Origin of the sequence: Pseudomonas sp. PS1(2021) (assembly GCF_020405165.1) — a bacterium.
In the GTDB taxonomy this organism is placed as follows: Bacteria; Pseudomonadota; Gammaproteobacteria; order Pseudomonadales; family Pseudomonadaceae; genus Pseudomonas; species Pseudomonas aeruginosa.
In genome coordinates this window covers 6,444,944-6,457,983 of record NZ_CP084484.1, presented here as the reverse complement: position 1 = coordinate 6,457,983, position 13,040 = coordinate 6,444,944, and the positions used below count along the sequence as shown (strand labels likewise).

The window sequence follows — 13,040 nt, the reverse complement described above, 5'->3', positions numbered from 1 at the left end:
ACAACCCGACGATTCCGCCGGGAAACATGAGTGAGCTGGGTTCCCTACCGGCGTGTTGGTTTCAGGTTTTCCGGGCCCTCGGCCCCGGTGCGAGCGACACGACCGGCCCCGGCGCGGCAGATTGGCGCAGCGCCCATGGCAGCGTCTTCGTCGTCGATACTGCGTCCGGTCGTCGGGCCCCCAGGAGGAAGCGTCTGGACGAACGGGCAAAAGAGTCGAACCTCTTCGCAGGGGAGCGTGGCCGGAGGAAACCCGGCCGCGTTCCGGTTCTCTCGTGCCGGAGCGCCGGCGGCGTCAGGCGCCGCCGGGCTCCTCGCGGATCACTTGCCGGACTTGATCTTGGTCCAGCTGCGGGTCATCGCCCGCTGGGTCTTGGCCGGCAGGTCGGGGAAGGTATACAGCTTCTTCATGACCTCTTCGCTCGGGTAGATGCCCGGGTCGTTGCGGATCGCCTCGGACACCAGCGGGGTGGCCGCCGCGTTGCCGTTGGGGAACTGAACCACGTCGGTGATCTCGGCCATGATTTCCGGCTTCATCAGGAAGTTGACGAAGGCCAGGGCGCCCTCGGTGTTCTCGGCGTCCTTCGGAATGGCGACCATGTCGAAGAAGCTGCCGGCGCCTTCCTTGGGAATGTTGTACTTGACGGTGACCTTGTTCTTCGCCTCTTCGGCGCGGGACTTGGCCTGGTAGATGTCGCCGGAGTAGCCGATGGCGACGCAGATGTTGCCGTTGGCCAGGTCGGAAATGTACTTCGACGAGTGGAAGTAGGTGACGTAGGGACGGATCTTCAGGAACAGCTCTTCGGCCGCCTTGAGTTCCTTGGGATTGTCGGTGTCCGGCTTGTAGCCGAGATAATGCAGGGCCGCCGGGAGGATCTCGGTCGGCGAGTCGAGGAAGCTGACGCCGCACTGCTTAAGCTTCTGGATGTTCTCCGGCTTGAATACCAGGTCCCAGGAATCCACCGGCGCGTTGTCGCCGAAGGCCGCCTTGACCTTGTCCGGGTTGTAGCCGATGCCGATGGTGCCCCACATGTAGGGAATCGCATGCTCGTTGCCCGGGTCGCTGACTTCCAGGGTGTGCATCAGGTCCTTGTTCAGGTTCTTCCAGTTCGGCAGCTTGGATTTGTCGAGCTTCTGGTAGACCCCGGCCTTGATCTGCTTGGCGAGGAAGGAGTTGGACGGCACCACCACGTCGTACCCGGACTTGCCCGCCAGCAACTTGGCTTCCAGCACTTCGTTGCTGTCGTAGACGTCGTAGACGACCTTGATCCCAGTTTCCTTGGTGAACTTCTCCAGGGTGTCCGGCGCGATGTAGTCGGACCAGTTGTACACGTGCAGCACCTTGTTGTCCGCAGCCTGCGCCATACCGGCCACAGAGCCCGCCAAGGTCAGGGCGAGCAGGGTCTTACCGAAACGTTTCATCATGCGGGGTAGCTCCATTTTTGTTGAAGTATCCGGGCGGTGGCGCAACCGATCGCGTCACCACCCGGTGAGCCTGGCCAACGCACTGGCGCAGTCTGGCAAAAGTCCGCTCAGGGACTCAAGCCAGGACGGCGGCGGCGGTCTGATCGAGGCACTTGCGCGCCAGGGTGATCAACTCATCGATCTGCGACGGATCGATCACCAGCGGCGGCGAGATAATCATAGTGTCGCCCACCGCGCGCATGATCAAACCGTTGCGGAAACAATGTTCCCGGCACAGCATCCCGACGCCCTTGTCGGTGAAACGCTCGCGGGTCTTCTTGTTCTTGACCAGCTCCAGGGCGGCGACCATGCCGACCCCGCGCGCTTCGCCCACCAACGGGTGGTCGGCCAGCTCCTGCCAGCGTTTCTGCAAATACGGTGCCGTTTCCGCCTTCACCTTCTCGATGATCTTCTCTTCGCGCAGGATGCGGATGTTCTCCAGGGCCACGGCGGCCGCCACCGGGTGACCGGAATAGGTGAAGCCGTGGTAGAACTCGCCGCCCTGGTTGAGCACTTCGACGATCTCGTCGCGCACCACCACCCCGCCCATGGGGATGTAGCCGGAGGTGAGGCCCTTGGCGATCGGCATCAGGTCCGGGGCGTTGCCGTAGTACTGGCTGCCGAACCACTCGCCGGTACGGCCGAAGCCGCAGATCACTTCGTCGGCGATGAACAGGATGTCGTACTTGGCGAGGATCTCGCGGATCTTCGGCCAGTAGGTGTCCGGCGGGACGATCACGCCGCCGGCGCCCTGGATCGGCTCGGCGATGAAGGCGGCGACGTTTTCCTCGCCCACTTCGAGAATCTTCTTCTCCAGCTGCTCGGCGGCCCAGACGCCGAACTCGTCCGGCGACATGTCGCCGCCCTCGCCGTACCAGTAGGGCTGGGCGATGTGGACGATGCCCGGGATGGGGAAATCACCCTGCTCATGCAACGCCTTCATGCCGCCCAGGCTGACGCCGGCGACGGTGGAGCCGTGGTAGCCGTTCCAGCGGCCGATCACCACTTTCTTCTGCGGCTGGCCCTTGGTCGCCCAATAGTGGCGGACCATACGCAGCACGGTGTCGTTGGCCTCGGAGCCGGAGCCGGTGAAGAACACGTGGTTCATGCCTTCCGGAGCGACGTCGGCGATCGCCTTGGCCAGCTCGACCACCGGCGGGTGGGCGGTCTGGAAGAACAGGTTGTAGAACGGCAACTCGCGCATCTGCCGGGTGGCGGCCTGGACCAGCTCCTCGCGGCCGTAGCCGACGTTGACGCACCAGAGGCCGGCCATCGCATCGAGGATCTTGTTGCCCTCGCTGTCCCAGATATAGACGCCTTCGGCCTTGGTGATGATCCGCGCGCCCTTCTCGTTCAACTGCTTGTAGTCGGTGAACGGCGGCAGATGGTGGTCGCGGCTCAACGCCTGCCACTCACGGGTCTTGGCGTTGGTGATTTGGCTGTTCATGTCACACCTCTTCTATTCAAGACTGTCCGGGAGCGGCGGACCACGCCGGCCGCCCCCGGTCAGGATCAAACGGAAAGCAGGAGGAATTCCCGCTCCCAGGAGCTGATTACCCGCTTGAAATTCTCGTGCTCCGCACGCTTCACCGCGACGTAGCCGCTGATGAACTTGCTGCCGAGATACTGCTCGAGGGGCTTGCAGTTCTCCATGCGCTCCAGCGCCGCTTCGATCGTCAGCGGCAGGCGCAGGTTGCGGCGTTCATAGCCGCGACCTTTGACCTGGGCGCTCGGCTTGATGCCTTCGACCATGCCGATGTAGCCGCACAGCAGGCTGGCAGCCAGCGCCAGGTAAGGGTTGGCGTCGGCGCCGGCGAGACGGTTCTCGACCCGGCGGTTCTCCGGGCTGGAGTCCGGCACGCGCAGGCCGACGGTACGGTTCTCTTCGCCCCACTCGACGTTCACCGGCGCCGAGGTATCGGGCAGGAAGCGGCGGAACGAGTTCACGTTGGGCGCGAACAGCGGCAGCACTTCCGGGATGAACTTCTGCAGGCCGCCGATATGGTGCAGGAACAGCTCGCTCATGGTGCCGTCGGCATTGGAGAAGATGTTCTTGCCGGTCTTCACGTCGACGATGCTCTGGTGCAGGTGCATCGCGCTGCCCGGCTCGCCGGTCATCGGCTTGGCCATGAAGGTCGCGGCGACGTTGTGCTTGAGCGCGGCCTCGCGCATGGTGCGCTTGAACACCAGGATCTGGTCGGCCAGGTCGAGGGCGTCGCCATGACGGAAGTTGATCTCCATCTGCGCGGTGCCTTCCTCGTGGATCAGCGTATCCAGGTCAAGGCCCTGGGCCTCGCACCAGTCGTACATGTCCTCGAACAGCGGGTCGAACTCGTTGGCGGCGTCGATGGAGAACGACTGACGCCCGGTTTCCTGGCGTCCGGAGCGGCCCACCGGGGCTTGCAACGGATAGTCGGGGTCGTCGCTGCGCTTGGTCAGGTAGAACTCCATCTCTGGCGCCACGATCGGCCGCCAGCCCTTGTCGGCATACATCTTCAACACGCGCTTGAGGATGTTGCGCGGCGACAGCTCGATGGGATTGCCGAGCTTGTCGAAGGTGTCGTGGATCACCATCGCGGTGGGCTCGATGGCCCAGGGGACGAGGAACACGGCATTCTCGTCCGGGCGGCAGACCATATCGATGTCGGCCGGGTCGAGCAGGTCGTAGTAAATGTCGTCTTCCACGTAGTCGCCGGTGACGGTCTGCAGCAGAACGCTCTCCGGCAGGCGCATGCCCTTTTCCGCGATGAATTTGTTGGTCGGCGAGATCTTGCCGCGGGCGATGCCTGTCAGATCGGAAATCAGGCATTCCACTTCGGTGATCTTGCGTTCCTTCAGCCAGCTGGTCAGCTGGTCTAACTTGGTAGTCATAAAGACCTCAGGGTTGAGAGTCCGGCCCCAACAGCCGGACTCAACGTTGCCCCGCCCTCTTGCTGCAGGCCTTACCGAAAGCCTGGAAGATAGCGAGATAGTTGGGGTTCGTCAGAACCTGCCACTCCGGGTGCCATTGCACACCAAGAGCGAAGGCTTTTGCACCTTCTACGGAGATGGCTTCGACCAACCCGTCAGGCGCCAGTGCTTCTACTCGAAGGCCCGGCGCCAGACGATCAACGCCCTGGCCATGGATGGAATTGACCTGGAACTCGCTCGGCAAGCCGATACCGGCGAGCACTCCGCCCGGCTGCACATGCATGGCATGGCGCGGCGCGTACTGAACCTCGAGCGGCTGGTCGGCCGGCTCGCGGTGGTCCATGAAGGTTCCGACCTCGTGCACCTTCTGGTGCAGGCTGCCGCCGAAAGCCACGTTCATTTCCTGGAAACCGCGGCAGATGCCGAGGACCGGAATGCCGGCGTCGATGGCGGCGCGGACCAGCGGCAGCGTGGTGGCGTCGCGGTCGGAGTCGTGGAGGGTGCCGGGCTCGCTCGCCGGTCCACTATAATGACGGGGCTCGACGTTCGACGGCGAGCCAGTGAAGAGCAAGCCGTCGACGCTGTCCAGCAGGGCTGCCTGGTCGATCGACTCGCCCAGCGCAGGAATGATCAGCGGGAGACCGCCAGCGCCGTTGACGACGGCACGCAGATATTTGTCGCCGGCAATGTGGTAGGGATGAAGACCGATCTGCTTGGTGCAGGCGGTGACGCCGATTAACGGCAGGCGAGACATGAGACACCCGTTGTTTGTAGATGTTATGGGGTTTGGCCGAGCTTAGCGTTGTTCATTTTTTTACACAATAGGCCTGTAAAAAATTGAACACGCACTCCTGAACACCCTTCGACGCGAGGTTTTTTTCGGCTTTTCGTCCGGCGAAAATGCCCTGAAAACGGCCTCAACGCCCCACAAGAGGGCGTTTTTGGCGGCTATTGACATCCCACAGGCTTTCGGATTGACTCATAGCCTACCCCCCGCATGATTGAAATTTTTAACAAAAAAGGTGTTGCATCATGTCGGTACCCCAGCGTGCCGTTCAGCTCACTGAACCGAGCGAGTTCCTCAAGGAACATCCCGAGGTCCAGTTCGTCGACCTCCTTATTGCAGACATGAATGGCGTGGTTCGCGGCAAGCGGATCGAACGCAACAGTCTGAACAAAGTCTTCGAAAAAGGTATCAATCTCCCCGCTTCCCTGTTCGCCCTCGATATCACCGGCTCCACCGTAGAGAGTACCGGCCTGGGTCTCGACATCGGCGACGCCGACCGGATCTGCTACCCGATCCCCGGCACCCTCTCCATGGAACCCTGGCAGAAGCGCCCGACCGCGCAACTGCTGATGACCATGCACGAACTGGAAGGCGAGCCGTTCTTCGCCGACCCCCGCGAAGTCCTGCGCCAGGTGGTGGCCAGGTTCACCGAGATGGAACTGACCATCGTCGCCGCCTTCGAGCTGGAGTTCTACCTGATCGACCAGGAGAACGTGAACGGCCGGCCGCAGCCTCCGCGCTCGCCGATCTCCGGCAAGCGTCCGCAGTCGGTGCAGGTGTACTCCATCGACGACCTCGACGAATACGTCGAGTGCCTCCAGGACATCATCGACGGCGCCCGCGCCCAGGGCATCCCGGCCGACGCCATCGTCGCCGAATCCGCACCGGCGCAGTTCGAGGTCAACCTCAACCACGTCAACGACGCCCTCAAGGCCTGCGACCACGCGGTGCTGCTCAAGCGCCTGGTCAAGAACATCGCCTACGACCACGAGATGGACACCACCTTCATGGCCAAGCCCTATCCGGGCCAGGCCGGGAACGGACTGCACGTGCATATCTCGCTGCTCGACAAGCATGGCAACAACATCTTCACCAGCGAGGATCCCGAGCAGAACGCCGCATTGCGCCATGCGATCGGCGGTGTGCTCGAGACCCTGCCGGCCTCCATGGCCTTCCTCTGCCCGAACGTCAACTCCTACCGCCGCTTCGGTTCGCAGTTCTACGTGCCGAACGCGCCGAGCTGGGGCCTGGACAACCGCACCGTGGCCCTGCGCGTGCCCACCGGCAGCCCGGACGCGGTACGCCTGGAACATCGGGTGGCCGGTGCCGACGCCAACCCCTACCTGCTACTGGCAGCGGTGCTGGCAGGCGTTCATCACGGGCTGACCAACAAGGTCGAGCCGGGCGCGCCGATCGAAGGCAACTCCTACGAGCAGATGGAGCCGAGCCTGCCGAACAACCTGCGCGACGCCCTGCGCGAGCTGGACGAAAGCGAGATCATGGCGAAGTACATCGACCCGAAGTACATCGACATCTTCGTCGCCTGCAAGGAAAGCGAGCTGGAGGAGTTCGAGCACTCGATCTCCGACCTCGAGTACAACTGGTACCTGCATACCGTCTGAGGTAGCGGTATCGGCGCGCCGGTCCTGGGCCGGCGCCGTACGCAGCGAAATCCGGGGCGGTTTCGCAGACACTCAACGCGGGGGCGTCTGTGTCTGGGAAACCGCCCCGGTCCTTTTCTCGGAACCGGGAAATGTGCGCCACGGCACAGCCTGCCGCCACGCCTCCCGCCAGACTCGATGCTGGCCTGCATCAATGCCTCTGCCGCCTGGCTCCGGCACCATCGTCCGCTCCGTTCCGTCCAGCGAGAAGATTCCATGCCCCGCCTTTCCGTCCTGCTGTTCCTCGCCCTCGCACCCTGGCTGGCCCAAGCCGAGGAGACCCTGCGCGTCTACAACTGGAACGACTACATCGACCCGCAGGTGCTCGAGTCCTTCCAGAAGGACACCGGCATCCGCGTCGAGTACCACACCTTCGCCACCGCCGAGGAACTGGACAAGGCGCTGCGCAGTGGCGAGGCGATCGACGTCGCCGTCCCCTCCCACGACACCCTGCCGGCCCTGCTGAAGGACAACCTGCTGCGGCCGCTGGACTTCACCCAGCTGCCCAACCGCAGCCATCTCGACCGTCAATTGCTGAGCAAACTGGCCGCGGTCGATCCTGACAATCGCCACGCCGTCCCCTATCTATGGGGTGCCGTAGGCCTGGCCATCAATACCCCGCAGGCCGAAGCCGCCTATGGCGGGCCGCTGCCCAACAGCTGGAGCCTGCTGTTCGACGCCAGCCAGAGCCAGCGCCTGAAAAGCTGCGGCATCAGCCTGCTGGACGCGCCGGACGAAACCCTGGCGATCCTCCTCAACTACCAGGGCCGCAACCTCGGTCGTACTGCGCCGAGCCAGGTACGCCGCGCCGCCGAGGCGCTGCACGGACTGCGACCGAACCTGCGCTACGTCGACAGCGAGCGCTACATCGCCGACCTCGAAGGCGGTCGCCTCTGCCTGGCCATGGCCTGGGTCGGCGACGCCCTGCGCGCGGCCAAGGCGGGCCAGCCGGTAAGTTTCGAGGTACCGCAGGAAGGCTCGGTGCTGTTCATCGACAACCTGGTGATCCCGGCCGGCGCCCAGCATCCACGCGAGGCGCACCGTTTCATCGACTACCTGATGCAACCGAAGATCGCCGCACAGATCACCGCCGCCACCCTCTACCCCAGCGGCAACGCCGACGCCGCCGGCTTCCTCGATCCCGCCCTGCGCCAGCAACCGGGCCTGTATCCGGACCGCGACACCAGCCGCCGCCTGTTCGCCCTGGAAACGCCGCCGGAAAAACTCCGGCCGGTGGTCGACGAGATCTGGAAGGCCTTCCGCGGCGCCAGCCACTGAGCGGCTTGCCCCGGTCGCGTGAGCTGGCGTCCAATAGCCGCTCACGCCCGGAGACCCGCCATGCAGCCCACCTCGTCCACCCGCAAGCCCCGCGCCAGCAGCCAGGCCCGGATCGCCGCGATCCTCGACGCCGCCCGCGGCCTGCTCGCCGACGAAGGCATCGGCGGCCTGACCATCTATAGCGTGGCCGAACGCGCGGAAATGCCGCCATCGTCGGTCTACCACTTCTTCCCCAGCGTGCCGGCCCTGCTCCAGGGGCTGACCGGCGAGGTCCACGCCGCCTTCCGCGCGTGCCTCGAACAGCCGGTGGACCATGCAGGCCTGCGCTGCTGGCGCGACCTGTCGCGGATCGTCGAGGAGCGCATGCTGGCGGTCTACGCCCGCGACGCGGCGGCCCGCCAACTGATTCTCGCCAGCCACGGCCTGGCCGAAGTCACCCAGGCCGATCGCCAGCATGACGTGCAACTCGGCCAGGCCATGCGTGCCCTGTTCGAGCGGCATTTCCTGCTGCCACCGCTGCCGACCGATATCGAGATCTTCAGCCTGGCCATGGAGCTAGGCGATCGCGTCTACGCATTGTCGGTACAGCGTCACGGGATCATCGACGCACGCCTGGCGGAAGAAGGCATGCGGGTGTTCGACGCCTACCTGGGGCTCTACCTGCCGCCGATCCTGGAAAAGCGTAGCGAACCATTATCCGGATTTATATCCGATTTAAATCGATAGAAAATCCATAAAACCCTCTCAAGCCGCTTCACAGTCCGATTTTTATCGGATATAAATCCGCCCATCACTCGATCGGGCGCGACACCCCGTTCCCGCCCGCCCGACCCACAACCGGCCGCCGCCAAGCCCGGCAGCCATCCGAGCCAGCACACGAGGTGCTCCATGACCCGCAACGTCACCGTCGCCGCCACCCAGATGGCCTGCTCCTGGGATCGTCCGGCGAACATCGCCCGCGCCGAGAAACTGGTGCGCCAGGCCGCCGCCAGGGGTGCGCAGATCATCCTGATCCAGGAACTGTTCGAGACCCCCTACTTCTGCCAGAAGCCGAACCCGGACTACCTGCAGCTGGCCACCACGGTCGAGGAGAACGCCGCCATCGCCCACTTCCAGGCCCTCGCCCGGGAGTTGCAGGTGGTATTGCCGATCAGCTTCTTCGAACGCGCCGGGCGCGCCCGCTTCAACAGCATCGCGGTCATCGACGCCGATGGCGGCAACCTCGGGGTCTACCGCAAGAGCCACATCCCGGACGGCCCGGGCTACCACGAGAAGTACTACTTCAATCCGGGCGACACCGGCTTCAAGGTCTGGCAGACCCGCTACGCACGGATCGGCGTCGGTATCTGCTGGGACCAGTGGTTCCCCGAATCGGCGCGCAGCATGGCCTTGCTCGGCGCGGAACTCCTGTTCTACCCGACCGCCATCGGTAGCGAACCGCACGACGCCAGCATCAGCTCGCGCGATCACTGGCAGCGCGTGCAGCAAGGCCATGCCGGAGCCAACCTGATGCCGCTGGTGGCTTCCAACCGCATCGGCCGCGAGGAGCAGGATGGCTACGACATCACCTTCTATGGTTCTTCGTTCATCGCCGACCCGTTCGGCGAGAAAGTCGAGGAGCTGAACCGTACCGAGGAAGGTATCCTTGTCCACACCTTCGACCTCGATGCGCTGGAGCGCACCCGCAGCGCCTGGGGCGTGTTCCGCGACCGCCGGCCGAACCTCTACGGTCCGCTGAAGACCCTGGACGGTTCGCTGGAGTCGTGAGGCCTCGGGAAACGATCCGCGCGGGGACGCCCCGCGCATTCCGCGCCGGCGTCCGCCGCGCATAGCAACGATTTCAGGAGCAGCGATGAGCAACCCGACCAGCACCCCACGCGCCGACGGCTTCCGCATGCCCGCCGAATGGGAACCCCACGAGCAGACCTGGATGGTCTGGCCGGAACGCCCGGACAACTGGCGCAACGGCGGCAAGCCGGCCCAGGCGGCCTTCGCCGCGGTGGCCAAGGCCATCGCGCGCTTCGAGCCGGTCACCGTCTGCGCCAGCGCCGGGCAGTACGAGAACGCGCGCGCACGCCTCGACGACGGCAACATCCGCGTCGTGGAAATCAGCAGCGACGATGCCTGGGTCCGCGACACCGGCCCGACCTTCGTCATCGACGACAAGGGCGATGTACGCGGCGTCGACTGGGGCTTCAACGCCTGGGGCGGCTTCGAAGGCGGCCTGTACTTCCCCTGGCAGCGCGACGACCAGGTGGCACGCAAGATCCTCGAGATCGAACGGCGCGCCCGCTACCGCACCGACGACTTCGTCCTCGAGGGCGGCTCGATCCACGTCGACGGCGAAGGCACGCTGATCACCACCGAGGAATGCCTGCTCAACCACAACCGCAACCCGCACCTGAGCCAGGCGGAGATCGAGCGGACCCTGCGCGACTACCTTGCGGTGGAGAGCATCATCTGGCTGCCGAACGGCCTCTACAACGACGAGACCGACGGCCACGTCGACAACTTCTGCTGCTACGTGCGTCCCGGCGAGGTGCTGCTGGCCTGGACCGACGACCAGGACGACCCGAACTACCTGCGCTGCCAGGCCGCCCTCCGCGTGCTGGAAGAAAGCCGCGACGCCAAGGGACGCAAGCTGGTGGTACACAAGATGCCGATCCCCGGCCCGCTGTACGCGACCCAGGAAGAGTGCGACGGCGTGGATATCGTCGAAGGCAGCCAGCCGCGCGATCCCTCCATTCGCCTGGCCGGCTCCTACGTGAACTTCCTGATCGTCAACGGCGGCATCGTCGCGCCGAGCTTCGACGATCCCAAGGACGCCGAGGCCAGGGCGATCCTCCAGCGGGTGTTCCCCGAGCACGAGGTGGTGATGGTTCCGGGGCGCGAGATCCTCCTCGGCGGCGGCAACATCCATTGCATCACCCAGCAGCAACCGGCGCCGCGCAAGGCCTGACGGGCATCCCGCAGGGCGGATGGCCAGCCGCGGCGCTGTTCCCCCTGGCCGGCCCGACACGCCGAGTGGCGCCATGAATGAAAAAAGCCCGCGTCCTCCAGGAGGACGCGGGCTTTTTCCTGTCCGGCCGGAGCTTACAGCAGCGGCAGGGTGTAGCTGACGATCAGGCGGTTCTCGTCCTGGTCGCGCTGGTTGTTGCTCGAACCGGCAGCCGGCAGGCCGCTGCGGAAGGAGGCGTTCTTCCAGGTGAAGCCCAGGCCCTTGAAGGTGCCGTCCGGGATCACGTAGGCCAGGGAGATATCGCGTTCCCACTCGCTCTGGTCGCCGCGGGCGGTCTTGATCTTGTCGCCGCTCAGGTAAATGGTGTTGAAGGTCAGGCCCGGCACGCCGACGGTGGCGAAGTCGTAGCCGTAGCGGACCTGCCAGGTGCGCTCGCCGGCACGCTGGAACTTGCCGATCTGCACGTCGGTGATCAGGTACGCGGTGGAACCTTCGCCATCGCCACGGTTCAGGAACGGGAAGTCGCTGTCGCCGTTGAGGATCTGGTAGCCGGCGCCGATGCTGTGGCCGCTGACGGTATAGGTGAAGAGACCGCTGAAGGCGCGGTTGTCGACTTCGCCCTTGGTCACGCCGCTGCCGTAGTAGCCGCTGCTGACGTAGCCGTCGGCACGGCCGGAACGGCTGCCGTTCTTGCCGTCGGAGCTGCTGTCGAAGGCGCGCAGGTCGGTCTTCAGGACGCCCGGGCCAATCTGCCAGTTGTGGATCAGGCCGAGGAAGTGCTGCTTGTAGAAGTCGTCCAGGTTGCCGTAGTAGTACTGCAGGGTCAGGTCCTTGTTGACCTTGTAGTCGCCACCCGCGTAGTAGAACTTGTTGCTGTCGCGCGAACTGGCGCTGCTGCCGTTGGCGCCGGCGATGCTCAGGCTGCGGTTGTCGGTGGAGTTACGGCCCTTGGAGTGCTCCAGTTGGCCGGCAACCAGGGTGAAGTCCTTGAGGTCGGTCGAGGTGACCTGGCCGCCCTCGAAGGTGACCGGCAGCAGGCGGCCGTCGTTGTAGGTGACCACCGGCAGCTTCGGCTGCAGGGTGCCGTAGCGGAACTCGGTGTTGGACACCTTGGCCTTGGCGGTCAGGCCCAGGCTGGCGAAGTCGTGCACCGGCTCGCCGTTGCTTTCCAGCGGGAACACGGTGCCCGGCTGGCGGTCCAGGCCGCTCTTGCCGGCACGGCCGCCGCCGTCCAGGCGCACGCCGAGCAGGCCCAGCGCGTCGACGCCGAAGCCGACGGTGCCCTGGGTGAAGCCCGACTGGTAATTCAGGATGAAGCCCTGGCCCCACTCTTCCTGCTTGCTCGGCGAGGCGGTGCCATTGCGGTTGTCGGTATTGATGTAGAAGTTGCGCAGGGTCAGCGATGCCTTGCTGTCCTCGATGAAACCGGCGGCGACCGCCTGTTGCGCCAGGGCACCGAGGGTACCGGCAGTGATGGCCAGGGCCAGTCGTGACTTGTTGATCTTGCGACTCTTCATTGGTCTTTTCCCCATTGGTATTGCTAATTGTCTTCCGGTCGGGGGAAGTGGAACGCGTGGGCCCGACCGGTCGTTGAAACACTGAGCGCCGTACCATCCCGGAAGATGGCGCGCGCGAAACTCGGCATTCGATGGATCAGGAAACGGCGCAACCCGCGACGATGGAACGACGGGGCAGGCAAGCAGGCAGGGAGGCAGCGAACGGAAGCGTGTGCATGGGCGTACTCGTGTCTTGTTATTGTGCGGCGGGTGTCTCGACCCACCGCCAGTGAAGGCAATTTGTAAGCCAATCTTTCCATCGGGCTCCGCCTTCGCGTCCTCTCGGGCTTCCTGCCCTTCTCCCGGCTGACGGGCCGAAGGGTGTCGGCAGAAAACCGCCTATTACAGCTTCCTTTCTGGCGAGTTACCGCCACGTTTCAGAAATCGTTATTTCCCGCGCTTTATAGCGCGTGGGTAATAAACAGT

Annotated in this window: 10 protein-coding genes; 5 read left to right on the top strand and 5 right to left on the bottom strand. The window is 64.6% G+C overall.

All coding sequences use genetic code 11. The annotated features are described in order from the left end of the window. Nucleotides 1-320: 320 nt before the first annotated feature. From spuD to LE197_RS30560, 4 genes are all read right to left on the bottom strand, one after another. Nucleotides 321-1,424, bottom strand: coding sequence for a putrescine-binding protein SpuD (spuD, locus tag LE197_RS30575; RefSeq protein ID WP_003084299.1), 1,104 nt, complete (start codon nt 1,422-1,424; stop codon nt 321-323). A gap of 115 nt (nt 1,425-1,539) precedes the next feature. Continuing rightward, nucleotides 1,540-2,910, bottom strand: a complete 1,371-nt coding sequence (gene spuC, locus LE197_RS30570; protein ID WP_003084297.1) for a putrescine--pyruvate aminotransferase — start codon at nt 2,908-2,910, stop codon at nt 1,540-1,542. 65 nt (nt 2,911-2,975) lie between these two features. Then, nucleotides 2,976-4,334 carry a glutamine synthetase family protein gene (locus LE197_RS30565; RefSeq protein ID WP_003084290.1) on the bottom strand — a complete coding sequence of 453 codons (1,359 nt, stop codon included), beginning with the start codon at nt 4,332-4,334 and terminating at the stop codon, nt 2,976-2,978. Between the two features lie 40 nt (nt 4,335-4,374). After that, nucleotides 4,375-5,127 carry a gamma-glutamyl-gamma-aminobutyrate hydrolase family protein gene (locus LE197_RS30560; protein WP_003112938.1) on the bottom strand — a complete coding sequence of 251 codons (753 nt, stop codon included), beginning with the start codon at nt 5,125-5,127 and terminating at the stop codon, nt 4,375-4,377. 278 nt (nt 5,128-5,405) lie between these two features. On the opposite strand from LE197_RS30560, the gene LE197_RS30555 reads away from it, so the two are divergent. The 5 genes from LE197_RS30555 to aguA all read left to right on the top strand — a co-directional run bounded on the left by LE197_RS30555 (nt 5,406) and on the right by aguA (nt 11,058). Next, nucleotides 5,406-6,782, top strand: a complete 1,377-nt coding sequence (locus LE197_RS30555; protein WP_003112937.1) for a glutamine synthetase family protein — start codon at nt 5,406-5,408, stop codon at nt 6,780-6,782. 255 nt (nt 6,783-7,037) lie between these two features. Next, a complete protein-coding gene (locus LE197_RS30550) occupies nt 7,038-8,099 on the top strand; it encodes a polyamine ABC transporter substrate-binding protein (RefSeq protein WP_023092292.1) in 1,062 nt (353 codons plus the stop codon). Nucleotides 8,100-8,159: 60 nt separating this feature from the next. Further along, nucleotides 8,160-8,825 (top strand): TetR/AcrR family transcriptional regulator, encoded by a 666-nt coding sequence (locus LE197_RS30545; protein ID WP_003107783.1) that lies wholly within the window; start codon nt 8,160-8,162, stop codon nt 8,823-8,825. A gap of 162 nt (nt 8,826-8,987) precedes the next feature. Then, on the top strand, nt 8,988-9,866 hold the full coding sequence (gene aguB, locus LE197_RS30540; protein WP_003111119.1) for an N-carbamoylputrescine amidase: 879 nt from the start codon (nt 8,988-8,990) through the stop codon (nt 9,864-9,866). Nucleotides 9,867-9,951: 85 nt separating this feature from the next. Continuing rightward, entirely contained in the window at nt 9,952-11,058 is a 1,107-nt protein-coding gene (aguA, locus tag LE197_RS30535; protein ID WP_003144947.1) for an agmatine deiminase, read from the top strand. Between the two features lie 134 nt (nt 11,059-11,192). Here the strand turns inward: aguA and LE197_RS30530 are convergent, their stop codons facing one another. Continuing rightward, nucleotides 11,193-12,575 carry an OprD family porin gene (locus LE197_RS30530; protein ID WP_003084265.1) on the bottom strand — a complete coding sequence of 461 codons (1,383 nt, stop codon included), beginning with the start codon at nt 12,573-12,575 and terminating at the stop codon, nt 11,193-11,195. Nucleotides 12,576-13,040 lie beyond the last annotated feature (465 nt).

What these genes read in the sequence shown, in the direction of transcription:
- spuD (WP_003084299.1), bottom strand. Translation starts at nt 1,424, where the DNA reads ATGATGAAACGTTTCGGTAAGACCCTGCTCGCCCTGACCTTGGCGGGC.
- spuC (WP_003084297.1), bottom strand. Translation starts at nt 2,910, where the DNA reads ATGAACAGCCAAATCACCAACGCCAAGACCCGTGAGTGGCAGGCGTTG.
- LE197_RS30565 (WP_003084290.1), bottom strand. Translation starts at nt 4,334, where the DNA reads ATGACTACCAAGTTAGACCAGCTGACCAGCTGGCTGAAGGAACGCAAG.
- LE197_RS30560 (WP_003112938.1), bottom strand. Translation starts at nt 5,127, where the DNA reads ATGTCTCGCCTGCCGTTAATCGGCGTCACCGCCTGCACCAAGCAGATC.
- LE197_RS30555 (WP_003112937.1), top strand. Translation starts at nt 5,406, where the DNA reads ATGTCGGTACCCCAGCGTGCCGTTCAGCTCACTGAACCGAGCGAGTTC.
- LE197_RS30550 (WP_023092292.1), top strand. Translation starts at nt 7,038, where the DNA reads ATGCCCCGCCTTTCCGTCCTGCTGTTCCTCGCCCTCGCACCCTGGCTG.
- LE197_RS30545 (WP_003107783.1), top strand. Translation starts at nt 8,160, where the DNA reads ATGCAGCCCACCTCGTCCACCCGCAAGCCCCGCGCCAGCAGCCAGGCC.
- aguB (WP_003111119.1), top strand. Translation starts at nt 8,988, where the DNA reads ATGACCCGCAACGTCACCGTCGCCGCCACCCAGATGGCCTGCTCCTGG.
- aguA (WP_003144947.1), top strand. Translation starts at nt 9,952, where the DNA reads ATGAGCAACCCGACCAGCACCCCACGCGCCGACGGCTTCCGCATGCCC.
- LE197_RS30530 (WP_003084265.1), bottom strand. Translation starts at nt 12,575, where the DNA reads ATGAAGAGTCGCAAGATCAACAAGTCACGACTGGCCCTGGCCATCACT.